This window comes from Levilactobacillus enshiensis, from assembly GCF_007115095.1.
Lineage (GTDB): Bacteria > Bacillota > Bacilli > Lactobacillales > Lactobacillaceae > Levilactobacillus > Levilactobacillus enshiensis.
In genome coordinates this window covers 514,142-535,981 of record NZ_SULH01000001.1, presented here as the reverse complement: position 1 = coordinate 535,981, position 21,840 = coordinate 514,142, and the positions used below count along the sequence as shown (strand labels likewise).

Here is a 21,840-nt window from a genome sequence, read left to right as displayed (position 1 = left end):
ATCGTTGAACACCGCCTTAAAGAGGGCGTCAACGATATAACCATTGGCCTTGTTGTAAATAATCACGGACTTATTTTTGCCAATATTCAACTGGACTGCCCGGCTGAGAACAACTCCCGTTGTTCTAGCAGCCTCATGTGGCATCTTGATTTGAACGATATCTTGTTTTTCCATAATAAAAACCTCCCCAATTTATTTGATGAGGTAATCATATCGTGTATTTGTCGCCAGTCATAGACGGTCAGTTATTGGGTGCTTACGTTAATTATTAGGTGCTTACAAAACAAAAATTGGTTGAGGAAAATATTTGGATTCTCCTCAACCAGTTTTTAGGTATAATCAAAATAAAAAGAGCCCTTTCTTCGCAATTCCGAGTGTTATATTTTAATGTCGCTCAAAAAAGAACCCATTAATCATTCAATTATACAATTAATTAATACCCATACCCTTGATTTTCACTACTTCCAGAATTACTAGTCGTTACATCCGTATATACGCTGTCGCTAGACGTGGATGAAGAATCCGACTTACTTTTCGTCTTAAATGAAGTAGCAAGTGCAATTGTTCCTGTTTTTTGATACGGCAGGCTCAAACCATTTCGGATAAAATTAGTAACTCGCTGCAATTCTACTTTTTTCATTAGTTCTAAACTCTGACCATTCATTGTAGTTCCATTTCCCTGCAAGTGTGTCTGCTTCATACTTCCAGTAGCTGAACGATAATTCTTAGCTACAGAGGTCAAATCATCAAAAGTTAAATCGGTTTGTACTTGCTTTGACAAAGAGTTAATAAATTCTTGATTGAGTAATGTAGAAATGGACCCACTTTTGGCAACTATCGCAGTTAACACTGCTCGTTGCCGTGTTTGCCGTCCATAGTCTCCCTGAGGATCATCATACCGCATTCGGGAATAAGCTAGAGCTTTCGCTCCATCCATATGTGTCTTGATACCTTTAGTGAAGGTATACTCCCCATACTTAAAGCTCAAGGTCGGTGTAACATCGACCCCACCTACTTTATCGATAACTTTTTCCATTCCCCCCATGTTAATTAACGCATAAAAATCAATTGGAACATTTAACATTTTCTGAACCGTCGTAATCGTAGTCTTGGCCTGTCCCCATGCATAAGCCGCATTTATTTTGGATGGAGCCACATCCTTAAAACCTGGAATGCTTACAGCTGTATCCCGCGGGATACTTGTAATTGTAGTCTTATTGGTTGAGGGATTAATCGTTATGACCATCATACTGTCAGTTCGACCTTTATAGTTACGCCCCAAAGCCCCCGTATCAGTTCCCAATAAGAGAATGGAAATAGGTTTTTTACGCCTTAATTGATCGTTAACATCTCTTTCTTTTGTCAATCCCGCTGCTTTAAAAGAACTATTTACAGAACTCTTAATACTCCGATAACGCACCATTCCATAGGCCGCACCACCAATCAACAGCAATGCAATAATACTCAGTATCACATTACGGAAAGTATGTTTCTTCTTTCTACGTTGCATCTTGCTATCCACCCTTTCATATGCCTAAGCATACGCTCATTATACGTCAAGTAGCTCAACTGTGTTTACAATCTCAAGTATTTATACCTTTTCTTCAAATTTTCACTTTTTATCAACAAAAAAAGTGAAGTCAAAGTTTATAGTTTAGTCATTCTTTTTTATTCGTAAATTACTTTCAAGGTAATTAAATAAGGAATTCAAGATATAAGACTCGACAACTGTAATTACGAAAAATAAAATTAATATCCCATGCATGCCTGATAGGCCACTAATCAGATTTAAAACTTTAATGTGTGTTATATATATCCAGTATGAAACATTTCCAATGAACACTAATGATTCGAAAATGTAAGTACTTAAGAAGAGATGCTTAATATTATTAAATAAAAACAATGATATTACAAAAAGGAGTCCACAGAAAGCTAGTGCAGCAAATATTGTTGTCCAGTCTTTCATAAGACTTATTTCTCTAAGCTTTAAATTCAAAACCATAAAAACAATAGTTAAGCCGAGGTATGATAACCCCATTTTTATACTGTATGTCTTAATATTTAGATGTCCAAACCAAACCCCTAGAACTAATCCTCCGACGCTCGTATACCATGGTGAACCAACGACTTGAGAAAACTCACAAACAATCACATAAATAACATACACTAATGTCAAGAAGAATATGCTTTGCCGATCATCTTTAAATAATTTAAATGAAATAAAAAAAATAAAATAAAATATGAGTATAAACGGCACATACCATAAGACTAGATCATTTGTCCCCAAAAGAAAGTCTGATATAAACCGGTCTCCGCTTAACCTCTCAGGATAAAAATATAATTCAGCAAGCAAATTCACTATAAGGAAAGGAATATACACTTTAATTATTTTCTTTACAAACCATCCCTTATAAAATCCCTTCCGAGAATAAGACATAAAGACTCCATACCCAGACAGAAAAGCGAATAACGCAGCACCTAAAAAACCAAAATGATACAACGGATGCAATAAAGACGTTACCGCTATATATCTGTAATAATGAGAAAATATAACAATTAATATTGCAAATCCTTTTAACGATGTACTGAGCTTAATATTCATTCATATACTCCTATTATTCCATGAATTACCTGTTAACTTTTTTTGCTGCCGGGTATTTTATACAAAAGTATGTTCTTTTGAACTTTGATATTAACAACATTGCACACCAAAAATAAAAAGTCGTATTAAGCTAGGATCACGGCAGTTTCACAAGTCTAAGTGTTCGAAAAATTCATCATTAATTTGTTATATTTACAGCTATCAGTATATAAAACGCTAAGTTGGAACTCACCGTCTTATAGAATCTGAAATAAGTCTTTTTTCATATCTATTGGCTATGAACCCTAAATATATAGTTATATATATAATGACATAAGCTAATCCGTATACTACAAAAAGCAGAAAAGATCCTATGTTGCCAAAAAACATTTTTAAAATAAGAAGGAAAGAGACCGACACTACAGCCGGTATAATAACATTGAGGGTTTCTTTCCAGTAACGAAGCATATTTAAGCCCATTCGCCTTTGATAATACCAATTCATCAAAAAACCATTTGCACATACCACACTTATTATGTAGCCAAAAGCTGCTCCAATAAGTCCAAATTTAATTGCGCCAACAGTTGTTAACACGATATTTACAATAGCAAACACAATATATACTACTGATCTAAACAACTGCATATTTAAGGCTCGCTGAATTTCAATACCAATATTTTGTGAGAAAGGAACCAGTGCAGGAATTACCATCAACAAAACTAACAGATACGCTTGCGAATTAATATGTCCTGCCCACACGTTAATAAAGTACTGACCAACTACTACAAATCCTCCCAATATGAAACACAACACAGACATCTGTATGCGCCCTAGACGGATCATTAGATCCGTTAAGACACTCATGTCTGAATCATGGTTAACTAGCTCATTAACTCTTGGAATGAACATAGAAGAAAGAGCATTAGAAAAATAATAAAACATGTTTTTTATCAAAATTGCAATTGAAAATGTTGCTACCAGATCCGCACCTCTAACCATTCCTAAAATAAAGTTGGGTGCATTATTATTCACTAAGTCGACAATCTGATTTAGGAATATAAAAAAAGAAAACAGCCCAATATCCTTAAACATGCTAAGTGAAAGATCTTGAAACGTAAACTTCATTTCTAACTGTTTTAAACAATACTGAACATTAAGAATTAAAAATACAATTGTTACTACTAACTGTGTAATAGCAATAGAAAGTACTCCAACCCCCAATAGTACAAGTGGGATACATATTACAGGCACTGCTATTGTTTGAAATAGTTGCCTTCCCTGTTGAAATGCAAATCGTTCATTTGCAATAATATTTGAATCAAAAACGGATGATATAAAAGCTACTGCCACGCTTATAACTAAAACTGACATCAATTCTCTTGTAAGGCCAATCTGACGTAGTGTTAAACTTCTCGAAAATAATTTATTACTGTACAAAACGAGTATAAAACCAATTACTAGAGACAGTAAACTTATCACCGAAAAAATTAACAAGTATAAGCCGTTTAACTTTCTGACCTTTTTTTCACCATCTTTAATCTTATACTCTATATAAAATTTTACATATGAGCTTGAAAAGCCCATAGATAATAAACTGAGTCCCATCATTACTGAATTAGTCATTTGAAAGAGCCCATAGTCTCCCTGACCTACAAATCTTAATAGAAACGGTGTGTACATAAAATATATCAAGTTTTTCATGATTATATTAAAATACGATAATGCCGCTCCCCATTTACGTTGATTTTTCATTCCATACTACCCTTCATTTTCAAAGCGCCATCCGCAATCATCTTCAGAAGTCTTTCCACACAAGAAATACGAGCCCCATATGATTTCATTCGTCAATAACAGGAATTTAAATAATAAAAATAACCCATTGTCTAAAATAGTCCCAAAAATTGATTGTTTTTAAAAATAGCAAATATCATTGCATCAATTCCCAATTTAGAATTTATATCAAAAACATAGAAGGAAATTCCTGTAATGAGTATTTGCATTGGCAATGAAAACAATCCTGCTCGAGAAATTTCATATCTTTTGTTAAACCAAAAACTATTAGCAACAGCCACATAATTAAAAATTAAGACAATTCTGAACAAACGCGTAAACACAGGATCAAACATATAGAGTGGGATAATACACATTGCCCATACATTTAGTCTCCAGACAAACTTAACAAATTTGTTTTCCGAATCATACTTGTAAACATAATATATAATGACAGTCTGAATAACTTGCCACGCTGCCCAAAACAAATAGTGTCCCATTGAAGAATTAGCAGCTAAAGTAGTAAAGTAAAGCGTCGCTTTATCAGCTAGAACCCCACCCGAAACAGCATTAATTATTCCAGAAATTCGGTCACTTCCAAGCGTACCTATTAAAACAACTAGAATTGTAATCCAATTTTGCAACTTTTCAGTAAATAGCAGGTACACAGGTAGAGTAAAAAGTAGCACTGCACCTGTATGAAATTGACACGCTATCAATGCCGTGATAAGTAAGATTACTGTCCTGCTTGTCCGTGATTTAGCATTTATAGACAGATATATTCCGAAGACTGATATTCCCAGCGCATAGTACCAGCGCTTTTGAATGATATTATCAATGAACGGGTATATGAAAACCAATGACATAACAATACTGGGACGTCTTGTCAACCTAAACACTACAAAACCAATTAAGAGTGTAGAAATCATAACCAATATAAAATTAAATTCCACATATTCCATACCATACTTTTTCGCTAAAACTGCAAAAAAATTATAAACAACCATGAAAACTCCAGATTGACTTAAATTGTTCGAATCAGCTACCTGAAATGTTCCAAAATTATTCTCCCAATCTACACTATAGGTATTCAACCCACTGATGAGTATTAGCCATATTATCTGTAGAATAAAAACTACTCTTCCTTGAAAAAGCATGCCAAGAAAAACTAGAAAAGCCGTTATACCTATACCAATTTCAACAACCATAATGTTCTCAACACGCCTTCCAATATGTTTTAAAGTCCATATGACTTAATCTTTTTTTCAGTCTTATCGATTAAATTATGTGTACGTAATCGAAAATAATGTAAGTTGAAATATTTATACTTTGGAAATGTGTTACTTGTAACGTCTTGTACCTCTAATTTTTCAAATACATTTGGAATAATTTTATACCGATCAAAACTATCCAATTCAACTTTCATTTTACGTGACTGCATATGGATATACATAAAATCTTGACTATCGACGCTACTAGCAGTTTTAACAAACCTAACCAACCTACCTTGATGCCAGACAAAAACATTTTTGCTTTTTTTCTCAATTTTATATTTTCTATTTTTATCTAAAAAAGTTAGTTTAAAATTAGAAGACTTCGTATATATATTGGCTATGAACTTTGAAATTGGAAAAATCTTCAAATTATGTTCTTCAAAGATATTATTAATACTATTGGAATACTCTTCATCAAATGAATTATTATGATTTACACTAAAGACTCTTTTATATACCCTGTCACCATTTATTGGTAACATAAATGCCCGATTATTCTTAAAAGTATTCTTAATCAATGTACAATGTCCTAAATCACCAATTTTGTCATATTCTTTTAATAAACTGGGTGTAATAAATCTGGAAATATTTCCCCATATTAAATCCGTGTCACAATATCCCCATGCATCGTACCCTTTTAAATAATCTTCAAATACGTACCCATAAGATGGCTTAAAATCACAGAGTTTATACGGATAGTCTAGTGATAAAGGAAAGTCAAATTTTTCTTGAAATTTTCTTTGCATATCTGAAAAACTCATATAAACAACCCTAACATTCTCAGGATAAACATAATTATCACGATCATCCGTAAAAATAAACCATTCTACATCCGAATTATGCTTACACGAGTTAAGAAACAGCTGGAAATAATTGTTGAATTTTCCAAAATATGGAATAACGAAAGCCATTTTCATAATTAAAGCTCCTTTATTTAAGTATCTTTTTTAAAGGCTCAGCTAACTTTAAAATTATTAATACTACCAACGAATGCTTGTGCTGACACAACTTAAAAAAGAAACGCCACGGCAAATTTAAAAAAGAAAAATCAAATGCTTTAAATGATTCATCGTACATCTCATCATTGAGAATCATTTTCATTTTTTTAATCTTCACCAGGCATCTCATGTTGGAACTGGCAACATTTCTAGCTAAGTCCATTAGGTCAGTTATCTTTCGATTATTTAACGCCTGTTTATAGTCATTTCCTAGATCATTATCATGTATATACTCGTCCATTAACTTATATAAGTTTTTCCAGCCTTCAAATTTATTCGCATCATATACAGTTATAAACGATGTTTTGTTTTCTTTATAATAATGATAGTATACACTTCCAAAGTACTTAGCTGAATTGGCATTACTGATAAAATTGATATTAAACCACGCATCTTCATTGCCGATAATTTTTGTATCAACGAAGCTTATCTTTTTACAAATATCTGCTCGATAAAATTTCCCCCATACAGCGGAGAAATCATCAGTTTTAGCTGGATGCATTAATTCATGTTCAATTTCACCAAAGAAGCGTCTTAGTAAGAAATTACTCACCTTTGCTTTGTCAAAACTCATATCACATTGCTTAAATAAGTCATTATGAATTGGATTACTTTTATATTCTCTAATGTATGGAGTAAATAAAAGATCTACTCGACGTAACATCAATGCATCCACACACCGTCGAATATAATCACGTTCAATCCAATCATCTGCATCTAAAAAGAATATATAATCCCCTGTAACAGCCTTGAGTCCAGCATTTCTAGCACTTGAAACGCCTGAATTTTTTTGCACAATCAACCGAATTCTCGGGTCTTTCGCTTCAAATCTTCTACATATGTCTAATGACCGATCTGTTGAACCGTCATCTACCAATATGATTTCCAGATTACGATAAGATTGTGACAACATTGAATTCAAGCATCGATCTAAATAATCTTGTACATTATAAACGGGAGTAACAATGCTAATTTTCATTAAAAAACCTCTCAAAACTAAAGATGAGCAACTGAATTAATTTAATCCTTGATAAACGTTCATAACCTGCTTAAACATTTTTGAATAATCAAATACGCTTTTGAATCTCATAGCAGCTGCCTTTTCTAATGAGACTTGCTCACTGGAAGACATTTCTTTTACTTTTAATAATGTACTTTCCAATGAATTAACAGACTGTGATTTAAAAATAACTCCAGTCTTACCATCAACAACAATTTCAGGTAAAGCACCTGCATCACTGGCTATAACTAAACAATCAGCACGCATAGCCTCTAATGCCACCAGACCAAAGCCTTCCCATCTAGAAGGAATTACTAAAGCATCTGCATTAACTAAAGCCTTTGTAACCGAACATTCATTTTTCCATCCCAAAAAATGAATGTTTTTAGAATTTTCTTTGGTGATAATTGGATTAACAACACTATCACCTATAATTTTCAAATCAAAAAAACCATCATCATTTATCTTTTTAATTGATTCAACCAGCAAATCGATTCCCTTTTGCCGATCCAATCTACCGATAAACAATAACTCCATTCCAGAACGTGCCTTATTTGATACTTTATTTGATGTCCTATCTATTTTCTTTTTGGGCAAAGAATTATATATTGTAATCATCTTATAGGACGGTATAAACCGAGCGGTTTCTCTTTCAAACCTCGAAATATTAATAATTTTATTGCAGCCATATGATAAAAATTTTTCTATTAGTTTAAAAAAAATTTTTTTTGCAGAACTGATATCCCTATTAAATGCCCAACCATGTGCGCAATAGACAACATTTTTTTTGAACCTAGAGAAAAGAAAATTGACTCTAATTATTCCAGCAAAACTACTATGAATATGAATAACATCCGGATGTAATTTTTTAACTTCTTTTGACAAGGACAAAAGCTTCCAAAGTCCTACCAGGGATCTGCTATATTTGTAGGGAACAACAATCAATTTATTCAACTTCAAGTGAAGAAGCTCAACATCTGTATTTTTTTCACTAACATAGAGATAAATTTTGTCCACATCACTGGAATTATTTTGTGCTACTATAAGTCCTTTTAAATATGTTGCAACTCCTCCAGATGCATATTCGGCAAAATGTAAAATTATCATAAATTCTCCTTAATAAGCACCATTAGGTCTAACAAAAACAATAATCGTACGGAAAATAATATACAAGTCAAAAAGAATTCCTCTTTGACGTATATATCGTAAGTCTAACTGTACCATCTCATCAAAACCAACACTGTTACGCTTCGTAGCTTGCCACAACCCTGTACAACCAGGCTTTACAATCAATCGTTGCTTATCATAATCTGTGTATTGAGCTACCTCTCGAGACAAAGGTGGTCGGGGTCCCACTAAACTCATTTGTCCCATTAAAACATTTAGAAGCTGTGGTAGTTCATCAATGCTATATTTTCGAATAAATAATCCAACTTTTGTAACTCTAGGATCGTTTTTCATCTTAAACATTGCCCCGTTGACATCACTTTGTTTTAAAAGTTTTTTTAACAAACGATCTGCATCGACTACCATGGATCGAAATTTATACATCTTAAAAGGAGCCTGATTTTTCCCCAACCGCGTTTGGGAATAAAAAATCGGTCCTTTAGGATCTTCAAGTTTAATTGCAATAGCAACGATCAAAAACAAAGGCATCAATAAAATTAATCCTGCCAAACTTGCCAAAATATCAAAAAAACGCTTAAAGAAACGATAAACATAACGTTTTTGTTCATGCTCCATGTCAATTGCTATTAATTTAGGCTTGCTCTCACTATATTCCATCTAAAACACCCAAAACCTTCTTCTATTCTTAACGTCGGACACTCGCGTAATTTCTGGTACTGGAACTTCTTCACCGTTAATTATTGAACGAGCATTACTATTAAATAACTCTGCTTTGCGAGTTCCTTCATGTTTTTTTAACTTCTTGAAGGCATCATTCATTAAAAAACGCCGTCCTTCAAAGTTGTGAGCATCCGAAGAAAATACAAATCCTAAGTTCGCACGTATGAGCTTGTCAGTTAACGTTTCGACTTTTTTTCCGAAAACACCAAGATAACTACTGCTTGTCAACTGTGTTAAACATCCCATCTCAATAAAATCAAATATCTTATCGGGCTCTTTTTGAAATCCATGATTTCGCTCAGGATGAGCAATTACTGGTGTAATTCCTCTTGCCATTAACTCAAAAAGCATTTCTTCAGTGTATTCGGGAACTCCACTATGGGGAAGTTCAAGTAACAAATACTTACCGCCTTCGTCCATAAATAATATATCATCATCATCTATTGCTTGTAATAATTCGCCTGTCAGATGGACTTCTTGCCCCGGAAAAACTTTTAAAGGAATACCTGCATTAACAATTTCTTGCTGAAATACCTCAGTTTTTTTCAAAACATCATCTTTATGGTTGGTATAATCTCCATCCATATGATGCGGTGTTAATAAAATGTTAGAAATTCCTTGCTCAACCGCTGCTTTTGCCATTTCAAGGGCCATCGGTAAATCTTTAGCACCATCGTCCACGCCCGGTAAGATATGACAATGCAAATCAATTAAACTCATTTTTTATCATCCGTTCCATAATATCCAGCATATGATCCACCATAATAACTACCACCATAGTAACCTTCTGATTTTTCAGCCGTTACACGATTCATTACTGCGCCCAATATATTGGCATGAACTGTCTCCAATAATTGTTTTGCATGTCGCACACCAGCCTTATCCGCAATACCTTGTGGCACAACCAACACTGTCCCGTCGACTCGTGCAGCTAATAGCTGTGCATCGGTAACTGTATTTACAGGTGGGGCATCCAAAATCAATAAATCAGATTGAGCTACTAGTTCACTCATCATAGTAATTGTTCTTTCACTCCCTAAAAGCTCAGAAGGATTAGGTGGAATAGGGCCACTCGTAATTACAGAAAGATTTTTAATCATTGTCGGTTGAATTACTTCTTCCAACGTGGCATTCCCCGAAAGATAGTTAGTCAAGCCCAAACGATTGCTAACATCAAAAGTTCGATGTACTGTCGGACGTCTCAAATCAGCATCAACCAAAATAACCTTTGTTCCTTGGTCTGCCCAAGTGACCGCCATATTATTGCTTACCGTTGATTTACCTTCAGATGGTTCTGAAGAAGTAAATAAAATTGATTCTAAAGATTTATCGACAGATGAAAATTGAATGTTTGTTCGAACAGTTTTAAACTGCTCCGAAATCATTCCTGACGGGTCAGAATATGCTACTAATCCTACCCCATATTTCAAACTATTATCATCCAATTTCTTGTTTTTTCGTTTAAACATTACTTCTCTACACCCTTCTCTTACGACGCGGTGCCATCTTATTTTTAACTACCTCTACATCTCCACGGGATTGATGCCGATGAATATGCTTTTTTATTTCCTTCTCATCAATTTCACTTATAACACCTAAACTATTTAGCCCTAGTTCGTCAGTTAAGAAGTCTTCTGAAGTAACTGTTCGATCAGTAACCTCACGTAAAAAGGCAAATACAATTCCCAATAACAGTCCTGTAACAATACCGATTAACAAATTTAAACCTTTTCTAGGACTAACAGATGAATAATTAGGAGTCGCTTTAGAAACAATCGAAACGTTGTTAACACTCATCATCTTTACAACTTTTTTCTTAAACGTCTTAGCGGTTTGATTCACAATAACTGCAGCCGTTTTCGCATCAGTTGATTTCACAGTTATAGAAAATACCTGAGAGTTTGTTTGACTATCAATTGAAATTGAGTTTTTCAACCCATCAACGGAACCTGGATAGCCTGGGTAGTCTCTAACCGTCTTGCTAACTTCATCTAAAACTGTGGGACTATTAATAATATCCTTGTATGTACTAATCATTTGTACGTCAGCCTGAACTTGTTGAAATTGAGCTCCTTGCGTTGCCGCGTTAAGCTTCCGATTAACCAGAATTTCAGCAGTAGCTTCATACTTCGGCGTCATTACAAAAAAGGTTGCAAAGACTGCTATCAAAAAAATGACAAGCGTAGTTCCCCAAATCAACTTCACATGTTTCCGCATAATGCCGAAAATTCGCATTACGTTAACTGTTTGTCCTGAATCCATTTTTTCCTCCAATGTAGTTGTAAGGTAAATTTACCAACAACCAATGTTTTATCATTTTCTAACTTTTTTAAAACAATCAGCTAAAAGCATAGCACCAAATTTAGTTAACCGCAATAATATCTTTTTTCTACATCTAAAATAACGGTCCAACATCATCATTCCTCTTAATATTATACTATAGCTTAATATATTTGATTAAGACAATATCATTACTTTTTCCATTACGCTCTATAGTCTTGACCATTGTAGGACTAGATTTTTAAATTCCAAATTTGTAATCAAAATATGTAGTAATAAAAATCACCCGTTGCAAAAGAATTGAAACGCTCATCTTTGGCGGAATACTTACCAATAGCTGAACATAGTATGGCGTCATGTGGTCTTCAAAAGAATTCACTCATTTGTATTGACACAGAAGCGTAATATTTTCTTGTAACTTACATCGATACTGATTACAGATCATCCTTTATAGAGCGTGTTCAATATGGTACTTGAATTAGCTACTTTGTGTGCCTAAAACTGTTGCGTTTATTCGCCATCTAAACAGTCCCCTTTCGATTTAGCGATGTTGACTTCGACACCTAAATTCTAATTCATATGGAGGTTTTGAGAGTATATCCGCCCACTCAGCGGAAGCTTTACTATTTCGTGTACATTAAGTCTAAGGGCATCCCTAAAAGGATACGAGGCCAAGATCCGGCTTCGTATCCTTTTTAACTACAAGAGTTAATTATGTCACAGCTCCTGTACTATTTTCCTTAAATTAACTTAGTGCTTGCTAATTGTATTATCAGACTTACCCATCACTTCTCACCAAACGCCGACGGCAACGCAATCGTCCCAGTCTCCTTATGCGGCAACGCCAGTCCATCCCGCACAAAGTCGGTAACCCGCTGCAACTCGCCTTTATTCATAACCTCCATGCTCTGACCACCGATCATCTTACCCGTTCCTTGCAGGTGGGTCTGTTGGATGGCCCCTGTCGCCTTGCGGTAGTTCTTTACCAGCGAGGTCAAGTCATTAAAGGTTAAGTCCGTCTGCACCTGACTCGACAGCGAACTGATGAAGTCCTGGTTCAACAAGGTCGAAATCGACCCACTTTGCTTGAGCAATGCCAGCAGGACCTGCCGTTGACGCGTTTGTCGGCCATAGTCACCCAGCGGGTCCTCATACCGCATCCGCGAGTACGCCAGCGCCCGACTACCATTCATGTGCATCTGCACGCCCTTCTTGAACGTGTAGCCCTCGTACGTAAAACTCAGCGATGGCGTCACGTCGACACCGCCAATCTTATTGATGACCTTTTCCATGCCGCCCATGTTGATCAACGCATAGAAGTCAATCGGCACGTTCAACATCTTCTGCACAGTCGTAATGGTCGTTGCCGCCTGTCCCCAATCATAGGCCGCATTGATCTTCGACGGTGCCACGTCCGTAAATCCCGGAATGCTGACCGCCGTATCCCGTGGAATACTGGTCATTGTCGTCTTATTCGTGCTGGGATTGACGGTCACAATCATCATACTGTCCGTCCGGCCCTTATAACTCCGACCGAACTCCCCCGTGTCCGTCCCCAACAACAGGATGGAGACGGGCTTTTTGCCATTCAATTGCCCATTCACGTCGCGTTCCTTGGTAATTCCTGCCGACTTAAAGGTCTTATCCACCGACCCCTTAATACTCTGATAGCGACTCATGCCATAGGCACCTGTCCCCACCAACAACAGCAGGATTACAATGAGAATAATATTACGCACCCGATGCGTCTTTTTTCCATGTTGCATATTACCGCTCCACCTTTCATACTCCCCACAGTATTGGGCTTCCTATTTGGTCTGCTCCTGATATGCCTGTAGTGCCGCCTGCCACGATATGTTCTGAAAACCAGTGGCTGCGGCCTTTTCTAGACTCATCACCGTATGCCGCGGTCGGTACGCCTTCTGCGGAAACTGAGTCGACGCAATCGCGTTGATCTTCACGTCTTGGTCCCGCAAAATTTCACAGGCAAACGTGTACCAAGAACAGCTTCCTTCATTAGATAACTGATACAATCCATAAGCCACGTTTTCATTCACGCAGTACACCATAAACTCGGCCAACGTGCGGGTCCAAGTCGGTCGCCCGACCTGATCAGCCACCACCGCTAGCTCCCGGTGTGTCTTGGCCAAATTCTGCATCGTCGCCACGAAGTTCTTGCCGTACGCCCCAAACACCCAGGACGTTCGGACAACGTAGGCCTTAGACAGGGTCGCCTGCACCGCGCGCTCCCCCGCCAATTTAGCCCGACCGTACGCATTCCGTGGGTTCGGCGGATCACTTTCCAAATACTCGGCCTGGTTGGTCCCATCGAACACGTAATCCGTGCTGACATACACCAGCGTGGCGCCGACCCTTTCAGCCGCAGTCGCAAGGTTCTGCGTCCCCGCCACGTTGACCGCCTGATTGCGCGTCCGCCCCGGTTCTTCCTCCGCCGCGTCGACCGCCGTGAAGGCCGCGCAATCGTAGACGACCGTTGGCTGTTTCCGTTCAAAGAAGCGGTCGACCTGCTCCTGATCCGTGATATCTAGCTGCGCGCTTCCCGTTGCTAGATAGGTGACGCCCCGTTCATCTAGCAACCGACAGAGCTCCGTTCCCAGCTGGCCATTGGCGCCCGTTATCAAAATTTTCATTTCAGCACTCCATCCTGGTCATCCCCGCAAGGCATCGTCTTTCGCCACTTCAAATTCATATCCGACCTTAGCACATTTCAAGTCCTGCGGTCGGATTCAACGCGCCATTACGCTTCAAAAGTTTACTGTCCATTCTTGGCGTAGGCCGCCTCGACCTGCGCCTTCTCAGCGCGCCACCAATCCTCGTGATTGCGATACCAGTCAATAGTCTGCTGTAAGCCGCGTTCAAAGTCGGTCACTTCTGGTTGCCAGCCCAATTCCGTGCGCAGCTTCGTCGCGTCAATGGCATACCGCAAGTCGTGGCCCGGCCGATCCTTCACCCGGTCGTAAGCCGTGGCCGGCTGGCCCATCAACCGTAAAATAGTCTCGAGGACTTCCTGATTGTCGCGTTCACCATTGGCACCAATCAGATAGGTCTCGCCAATTTCCCCCTGCGTTAAGATCGTCCAGACCGCTCGCGAGTGGTCACTGGTGTGAATCCAGTCACGGACGTTCTTCCCCGTCCCGTAAAGCTTGGGCCGAATGCCACTCAAGATATTGGTGATCTGCCGGGGAATAAATTTCTCAATGTGTTGATACGGCCCATAGTTATTGGAACAGTTAGAAATCGTCGCCCTGAGGCCAAAGGAACGCACCCACGCCCGCACCAGCAAGTCCGAGCTCGCCTTGGTCGACGAGTACGGGCTGCTGGGACGATACGGACTGTCTGGCGTGAACTTCTCACCAACCCCCTCACCGTGCCCCGGTAAATCGGCGCGCAGGGGCAAGTCGCCATACACCTCATCGGTCGACACGTGGTGGAAGCGCACATCGTACTTGTGGCAAGCCTGTATCAACGTGTAAGTCCCGACAATGTTCGTCTGAATAAACGGTGCCGGGTCAAGCAACGAGTTGTCATTGTGGCTCTCGGCCGCATAGTGCACCACCGCGTCCGTCTGCTGGACCAAGGTCGCAACCAATGGCGCATCACAGATATCACCGACCACCAGCTTCACCCGATTGGCTGGTAGGCCGGCCAAATTCGCCCGATTCCCGGCATAGGTCAATTTATCCAGCACCGTGACGTGGACCTCCGGATGATTTTCAATCACATAACGCACGAAGTTGGACCCAATGAACCCGGCCCCGCCCGTAACAAGTAAATTTTTCATTAGCCGTCTCCTCTAAATTTCACCATAGACAAATGGATTGTTCTGTTCGAATTCCGTAAACGTCGGTTGCTCAGCATCCTTGACCGACGTGATGGCCTGGTCAAAGTCGATGGGCCACTGCAGGCCGAGCTCCGGTGTCTTAAATGAAAAACCGCCATCGGCCGCCGCATCGTAATAATTATCGCACTTGTAGAGAAAATTAACATTCGTCGTCAACGTCACGAACCCGTGAGCAAATCCTTTCGGGACCAGCAACTGGCGATGGTTGCTGGCCGAGATGATGTAACTTTCCCACTGCTTATAAGTCGGTGAGCCCGCGCGGACGTCAACAATCAAATCTAGGACCGCGCCCGTGACCACCCGAATCAGCTTAGTCTGGGCCGCCTTCCCGCGCTGAAAGTGCAGTCCACGCAAGACACCCGCATCCACCGACAGCGATTGATTGTCCTGAATGAAGTCGATGTCGATCCCGGCCGCCTGAAAGTCACGGTCGGTGTAGGTCTCTGTAAAGAAGCCGCGTTGATCGCCAAATACGGCTGGCTCGATGATTTTAACGTCCTGTAACTTGGTTGTGGTGACTTTTAATTTTCCCATCTGAATTTCCCCCCATAATTGGTTGCTTACGTCCGGCTCAAGCTTCACCATTCTGTAAGATGAATGCCGCCACCCGCAGGCCGATGATCTGATACCCCTCAGCGTTCGGATGCAGGCCACCATCCCAGGTGAGCTGATCAACGTTACCCGTGTTGATGACCGAATCCGGCCGCCAATCCAGAACCGGTACGTTTTGTTTCTGATAAACAGTTGTCAGATTGTCGCACAACTCACTCTCAGTATAGTTCGCCTTGTTCTTCGTCTGCATGGCGACCCCCGTCGTATTCGCCGCGGGTACCGGCACAACGAAGGCGCTTTGGGGCAACAGGCCAACTAACTTGATCTTGGGATAACGTTTCTGAATATATTGAATGGCGGTGAGTAATCTGGCCGTCACGTCATTTAACCCCACGTTATCCAGGTAGTCGTTGATGCCATAGGCCAGGACCACCGTGCGGGCACCCGTTAACTGGTGATGCTTCAAAACTGGCAATAGATCGCGGTCAGACTCCCCCGTGATCTTACCGCCATCTTGACCATAGTTGCTGACCTTGACCCCCAGACTCTTGCCAACCCACCACGGATAATTTTTCTCAGCGTGCTGACCACCCGGCAACAGCCCAGCCGTGATCGAATCACCCAAGAAGACGATTTTTCCCGGTGCCGGCGTCGCTGTTTCCGAGCCTGTTTGCTTACGGGTACATGCCGTTGCGGAGAGCAAAACGACCACGACTAGTAATAGCGCCACCAGAACATTTCTAAGCTTGCGCATCAGTCTTCACCTGCCGCTTCTTGAAAGGATAGGCCCTATTGAGAAATAGCGAACGGAGGCCGGGAATGTGGGGAATCAGGATGGCCGCCGTGATTGGAATGAGCATGCGATACAGCACGACCACCACAATTTTCACCACCTCATTCGTCGTGAATTCGGCCGTCATAATCAAATTCGGGACGTTTGAAAACATCATGTCAATGCTGTGGAAGCACAGAATGATGATCGAATTTCGCCCCAGCAACGCCATGAACCGTGACGTCAGCTTTAAGTGAGCTAGCCCCTGCGCAACCTTGACGATTGCAAACGTCCCCGCAACGGCCCCCACGATGGCGATGAGGCTGTCTGGCGTCTCTAGTGACACCATATAAAATGTCTGCTGCAGGGAGACCGCCAACCAAATGAGCAGCGCCATCACGAGTAACTTAGCGCTCTGACGTTCAAGCAGCGCCCCATCCTTTGCCAAATACCCGATGTACATGAAAATTAACGCAAAGAGGGCGGAATTCATCGACAGCGGCAAAAGCCAATACGTACTGATCAATCTGCCGAATACCGCCAACGTCCCAAAAATGGCTAGTCGGCTGACGTTTTGCAGGGGTGTATCCTGCGTCTTGACCATCACCCAGTTAAAGATGATTCCAGCAATGGTCATCGCCATCAAGAACCAAATGGCACCGATTGCCAACACATTCGTTGGCATTGGCGTTCGCGGCGTCACCCCCACGCCGTACAGCGCCATATTCAGTAGTGCCGTTGCCGAAGGTGGAAAGCCGACCGATAAGAACTTCGGGAAAAATTCCCGATACAGAAAAACCAGCCCCATTAGCCCAGCAGTCGTATAGTACGGCAATAGCAGGTTTAGCCACGCCCCACGGACCTCTTTATCCCAACTCTTCATATGATAGAGATACCCACTAAAAATAAAGAAGAGCGGCATATGAAAGTTATAAATCAGGTGGCCAAACGTCGAATCCGTATATTGATATAGGGAGTGCCCAATAATCACGCAAATCATGGCGATTGCCCGGGCAATATCGATCCACATTACTCTTTTCTTCACTAGCTCACCCTCCTTCGCCAAACCTAACGCATGGTAAACACGCTGAAATGACGAACCATAAAGTCGGCCTGCAGCGGTTTTCGCTGCGACACCACGCGATTATCCTTGAAGGCCACGGCCTGGACGCCATAAAACGTCTCTTGCTGATCATATAGGTCAAAATACAACCAGGCCTGGTTTCCCCGCACCAATTCAGTCGGCCCCTCCGGAACTTGTCCCGATTGGATGGGCAATGCCACCGGCTGGGTTCCCGTGAACGTGATTCCATCAGCCGAAACCGCCCGGACCAATTGATGCCGCTGCTCATCCTTCGCCCACAGGTTATAGATACCGTGTTGATACACGATGTGTGGGTCGATGAGATTGGGAAAGTTGCCCGCCACATTTAGCGCCTGTGGCTCGGCCACCGCCCCAGTCCGGGGATCAAATGTGTAACTATACAGCTGAAAGGTCGTCCCGTCTGTCGAGTTGGCACTCACGACCTGGTAGGTGCCCGCCTGCGTCCGATAGATCTCCGGTGCCCAGACCTTCTGGAACTGACCATTCGGATTGAGGCCTGGACTGACGACCTGATGCCATTTCTGAAAATCCGTCGTCCACATGAGGCCAGCGGTATAGATGATCCACCAACGATCACCGATCTTGATGATGTTGGGGTCGCGGACCGCGACATTCGGATAGTTGACCGCTAGTCGGTCCCAATGGAGGCCGTCATTCGACAACAGAAGGCGCATACGGTCCATCTCACTTTTGAGCTGGTTATAGTTCTGCTCATAGCGGCCCAAGCCCGCGTTTAGGACCTGAAACGACGCCCCAATGTACCGGTAGTCCTTTAATTTACGGGCCACTTGCTGGCGACTTAAGGTCGGCCGATAGTGGACCACCAAGGTCTGCGGCGTGATCCTGAATTTAATTTTAGGCGCAGCACTGAGCTGGTACCCCGCCTCGGTGAGCTGCTGGCGATCCAGTCGGCTCCCGACTCTGCCCGTGATCGTCTTTGCCGGCTGAATCTGAGTACCTAACTGGTCTAGTGGCGTCACCGTAATGGTGGTTTGCGGCCACAGTAACCACGTGCCAGTCCCAATCAGGATGAGACCGCCCACGACCAACAGCATTTTCTGTCGAAATTTCAAGCCACCATTCACCTACCCTTTTGGTAAGAAACGTAGGCCACTAAACGTCCCTCGTAAGACCGCGAGACTTCTTTTTAACCGGTGATTCGGGGCGACAAAGAGCACCTTGACGCTCACATAAAGGTCCCGCACAAACGTCTTGATCGTCGTTAACCGCCCCTTATGCCGACGACAGATGTACAGCTCGTTGCGATACAGATAATAATAACGGGGAATGCGACTCGCCTCATCGCGATAGATCAGCGGTGCCTGATTGCTCTGCGAGTCGTGAATCACCACGGCCCGCGGAACATAGTAGCCATTCCCCGCCTCAGCTAGGCGTAACGTGAATTCGGTATCATCATGCCAAATGTAAAAGTCCGCGAATGGCAATCCCACCTCATTTACCCGCGACCGGCTGATAAATAGCGAGACAAAGCTCGCCTCGTGTACCTTAACCAGTCCGTTGCGCGTGGCCTCCGCCCAGTCACCGGCAAGCGGTGGCACATTCATAGGTGAGTCATCCTTCCAGCGCACATTAGCCGTTAGGAAGCCAAAGTTGGGGACCTGCTCACGGGCGTGCAACAACTCCGCCAGCGCTGTCTGCGTCGGCATCGTATCGTCATCCATCACCCAAAAGAACGACGCGGTAGTCTCACGTAGCGCGGCGGCAATGCCCTGCTTAAACCCACCGGCACCCCCATAGTTGGCATCTAGTCGCCGGTAGATCACACGGTCGTCCGTCATCCCCGTGACGACCGTCTGGGTTGCATCCGTACTGTGATTATCCACGACGAGGACGTGGGCCACCCCCACCGATTGCGTCAGAATGGCGTGCAAACATTTTTGGAGCAAGTCGACCCGATTGTAGGTGACCACCACGGCACAAACTGAATTTTCCACCAGCCTAGCCCTCCTCGTCTTTCAGAATCCGCAGCAAATACTGACCATAGTCATTCTTATCGAAGCGGTGGGCCAAAGCCGCCAATTGTTGAGCGTTGATATAGTGCATTCGGTAGGCTACCTCTTCGATGGCCGCAATTTTCAAGTTTTGGCGGCATTGAATCGTCGAAATAAAGCTGGCCGCGGCTAACAGGGAATCGTGTGTGCCGGTATCTAGCCAGGCGTAGCCGCGACCTAACAGGGTGACGTTCAACGCGTGATGGTCCAGATACCACTTATTCACATCGGTAATCTCCAGTTCCCCCCGCCGCGAGGGCCGCATATTCTCGGCAATGTCGACCACGTTATGATCATAGAAATACAGGCCCGTGACGGCGTAATTGCTCTTAGGGGCTTGGGGCTTCTCCTCGATCGAGACGACCTCATGTTGGTCATTGAAGCTGACAACGCCAAAACGTTCGGGGTCGGTCACCTGATAGCCTAAGACGGAAGCCCCTTGTTTTAATTGGGCCGACTTTTGTAGCAGCGTGCTGAGGCCGCTGCCATAAAAGATATTATCCCCCAGTACCAGGCAGACCGATTCGTTGCCGATAAAGGTCTTGCCGATGATGAAGGCTTCGGCGAGGCCATTGGGCTTTTCCTGAATGGCATATTCTAAGTGAATCCCCAGCTGACTGCCATCCCCTAACAGATTTTCAAATTGCGCTTGGTCTTGCGGCTTCGTGATGATCAAGATATCGCGAATGCCGGCCAACATCAAAACGGACAGCGGATAATAAATCATCGGCTTATCATATACCGGTACCAGTTGTTTAGAGACGCCCAACGTGACCGGATACAGCCGCGTACCAGAGCCTCCAGCTAAGATAATTCCCCTCATACTTTCTCTCCCCCTAGATGCGATGCTTCAAGTCCGAATAGTGCAACGTTAGCTTTAAGAAAAATGACACCGTGGCGCCAAATGAATGCTTATAGATATGATTTCTCTGCAGTCGCCATAGCGCGCTGAACAAGGGGACCTGCCCCAACTGGGCTAACGTCGTGATTGGCTTGCTCTCCGTGGCACTCAAGTGATGCCCATAGCGTCGTAAAAATTCCCGCGCCGTGACCACGGTCGTGAGCAACCGCGCCTTTTCCGCTGCGGAATTAATGGCCTTGAGCTTGGCTAGCCTGCTCGTGGTCGATCCCACGACATTGCCGCCATGTTGCCGATATAAGATTGTTGGCGTCTTGAGATAGGCAATGTTGCCAAACTGCGCGGCAACCAGGCCCATCCACATGTCATGCATGCACGGGAGCGTCACTGATTGCTTCACCAGTTCCCTCAGTTGGCGATTGACCATGACGGTACAGCCCGTAATATCATTCGCTAGCAAGAGTGACTGCACGTCATCGTAGGCCACCTCGTTGAAGCTAGGCGCCACCACGTTCAGCTCCCCATCCGTGAGCGACAGATTGGTGTGCACCAGGTTCGGTTCATGTGGCGCCAAACGTGTCATCACCAGCAAGGTTTTTTCGATCTTATCCGGTAACCAAACGTCATCCTGATCCGCAAATAAATAGTAGTCCGCTTCGACTTTCGCTAACAGCGTCATGAAGGAAGTCGCCGGTCCCAGATTCATTGGCTGTTCTTCGTCGCACAGCACGATTCGTTGATCGATCAGCCTGAGTTTCTGAAGAATCGCGACCGTATCATCCGTTGACCCGTCATCGCGGACATAGAGCGTCCACCCCGCATAACTTTGGGCCCGAATAGAGTCAATCTGCTGCGCAATATAGGCCGCGCCATTAAAAGTCGACATTAAAATAGCAACATCTTCTCCGTTTTTCAACCCATTCAACT

21 protein-coding genes are annotated in these 21,840 nt (G+C 42.4%); all 21 read right to left on the bottom strand.

Going from position 1 to position 21,840, the window contains the following annotated elements:
* Positions 1-433 precede the first annotated feature (433 nt).
* The 21 genes from FAY32_RS02530 to FAY32_RS02430 all read right to left on the bottom strand — a co-directional run bounded on the left by FAY32_RS02530 (position 434) and on the right by FAY32_RS02430 (position 21,829).
* Positions 434-1,510, bottom strand: coding sequence for an LCP family protein (locus FAY32_RS02530; RefSeq protein ID WP_143461888.1), 1,077 nt, complete (start codon positions 1,508-1,510; stop codon positions 434-436).
* A 144-nt stretch (positions 1,511-1,654) separates the two neighbouring features.
* On the bottom strand, positions 1,655-2,602 hold the full coding sequence (locus tag FAY32_RS02525; protein WP_143461887.1) for an acyltransferase family protein: 948 nt from the start codon (positions 2,600-2,602) through the stop codon (positions 1,655-1,657).
* 228 nt (positions 2,603-2,830) lie between these two features.
* Positions 2,831-4,333, bottom strand: coding sequence for a lipopolysaccharide biosynthesis protein (locus tag FAY32_RS02520; RefSeq protein WP_143461886.1), 1,503 nt, complete (start codon positions 4,331-4,333; stop codon positions 2,831-2,833).
* 131 nt (positions 4,334-4,464) lie between these two features.
* Complete coding sequence (locus tag FAY32_RS02515; RefSeq protein WP_143461885.1) at positions 4,465-5,559, bottom strand: EpsG family protein; 1,095 nt, start codon at positions 5,557-5,559, stop codon at positions 4,465-4,467.
* 29 nt (positions 5,560-5,588) lie between these two features.
* Complete coding sequence (locus FAY32_RS02510; RefSeq protein ID WP_143461884.1) at positions 5,589-6,542, bottom strand: DUF6625 family protein; 954 nt, start codon at positions 6,540-6,542, stop codon at positions 5,589-5,591.
* A 13-nt stretch (positions 6,543-6,555) separates the two neighbouring features.
* Entirely contained in the window at positions 6,556-7,602 is a 1,047-nt protein-coding gene (locus tag FAY32_RS02505) for a glycosyltransferase family 2 protein (protein ID WP_143461883.1), read from the bottom strand.
* A gap of 36 nt (positions 7,603-7,638) precedes the next feature.
* On the bottom strand, positions 7,639-8,730 hold the full coding sequence (locus FAY32_RS02500) for a glycosyltransferase (RefSeq protein WP_143461882.1): 1,092 nt from the start codon (positions 8,728-8,730) through the stop codon (positions 7,639-7,641).
* 9 nt (positions 8,731-8,739) lie between these two features.
* The gene (locus FAY32_RS02495; RefSeq protein WP_143461881.1) at positions 8,740-9,408 is read right to left on the bottom strand and encodes a sugar transferase; all 669 of its coding nucleotides are present in this window, start codon (positions 9,406-9,408) and stop codon (positions 8,740-8,742) included.
* Positions 9,409-10,191 (bottom strand): tyrosine-protein phosphatase, encoded by a 783-nt coding sequence (locus FAY32_RS02490; RefSeq protein WP_143461880.1) that lies wholly within the window; start codon positions 10,189-10,191, stop codon positions 9,409-9,411. It abuts the gene before it with no gap.
* Positions 10,188-10,940, bottom strand: a complete 753-nt coding sequence (locus FAY32_RS02485; protein WP_143461879.1) for a CpsD/CapB family tyrosine-protein kinase — start codon at positions 10,938-10,940, stop codon at positions 10,188-10,190. Before FAY32_RS02485 ends, FAY32_RS02490 begins: the two co-directional genes overlap by 4 nt.
* A 7-nt stretch (positions 10,941-10,947) precedes the next feature.
* Positions 10,948-11,733 carry a YveK family protein gene (locus FAY32_RS02480; RefSeq protein WP_143461878.1) on the bottom strand — a complete coding sequence of 262 codons (786 nt, stop codon included), beginning with the start codon at positions 11,731-11,733 and terminating at the stop codon, positions 10,948-10,950.
* 803 nt (positions 11,734-12,536) lie between these two features.
* On the bottom strand, positions 12,537-13,517 hold the full coding sequence (locus FAY32_RS02475; RefSeq protein ID WP_143461877.1) for an LCP family protein: 981 nt from the start codon (positions 13,515-13,517) through the stop codon (positions 12,537-12,539).
* Between the two features lie 42 nt (positions 13,518-13,559).
* Positions 13,560-14,402, bottom strand: a complete 843-nt coding sequence (rfbD, locus tag FAY32_RS02470) for a dTDP-4-dehydrorhamnose reductase (protein ID WP_143461876.1) — start codon at positions 14,400-14,402, stop codon at positions 13,560-13,562.
* 122 nt (positions 14,403-14,524) lie between these two features.
* A complete protein-coding gene (gene rfbB, locus FAY32_RS02465; protein WP_143461875.1) occupies positions 14,525-15,553 on the bottom strand; it encodes a dTDP-glucose 4,6-dehydratase in 1,029 nt (342 codons plus the stop codon).
* A gap of 12 nt (positions 15,554-15,565) precedes the next feature.
* Positions 15,566-16,147 (bottom strand): dTDP-4-dehydrorhamnose 3,5-epimerase, encoded by a 582-nt coding sequence (gene rfbC / locus FAY32_RS02460; protein ID WP_143461874.1) that lies wholly within the window; start codon positions 16,145-16,147, stop codon positions 15,566-15,568.
* A gap of 37 nt (positions 16,148-16,184) precedes the next feature.
* On the bottom strand, positions 16,185-16,919 hold the full coding sequence (locus FAY32_RS02455) for an SGNH/GDSL hydrolase family protein (RefSeq protein ID WP_143461873.1): 735 nt from the start codon (positions 16,917-16,919) through the stop codon (positions 16,185-16,187).
* Positions 16,906-17,982, bottom strand: a complete 1,077-nt coding sequence (locus FAY32_RS02450; RefSeq protein ID WP_143461872.1) for an acyltransferase family protein — start codon at positions 17,980-17,982, stop codon at positions 16,906-16,908. The genes FAY32_RS02455 and FAY32_RS02450 overlap by 14 nt, the downstream gene beginning before the upstream one ends.
* 23 nt (positions 17,983-18,005) lie before the next feature.
* Positions 18,006-19,115 (bottom strand): MucBP domain-containing protein, encoded by a 1,110-nt coding sequence (locus FAY32_RS02445; protein ID WP_143461871.1) that lies wholly within the window; start codon positions 19,113-19,115, stop codon positions 18,006-18,008.
* Positions 19,116-19,127: 12 nt separating this feature from the next.
* The gene (locus FAY32_RS02440; RefSeq protein WP_158727527.1) at positions 19,128-19,997 is read right to left on the bottom strand and encodes a glycosyltransferase family 2 protein; all 870 of its coding nucleotides are present in this window, start codon (positions 19,995-19,997) and stop codon (positions 19,128-19,130) included.
* A gap of 4 nt (positions 19,998-20,001) precedes the next feature.
* Positions 20,002-20,877 (bottom strand): glucose-1-phosphate thymidylyltransferase RfbA, encoded by an 876-nt coding sequence (gene rfbA / locus FAY32_RS02435; protein ID WP_143461869.1) that lies wholly within the window; start codon positions 20,875-20,877, stop codon positions 20,002-20,004.
* Between the two features lie 13 nt (positions 20,878-20,890).
* A complete protein-coding gene (locus tag FAY32_RS02430) occupies positions 20,891-21,829 on the bottom strand; it encodes a glycosyltransferase family 2 protein (protein ID WP_158727526.1) in 939 nt (312 codons plus the stop codon).
* Between the last annotated feature and the right edge of the window lie 11 nt (positions 21,830-21,840).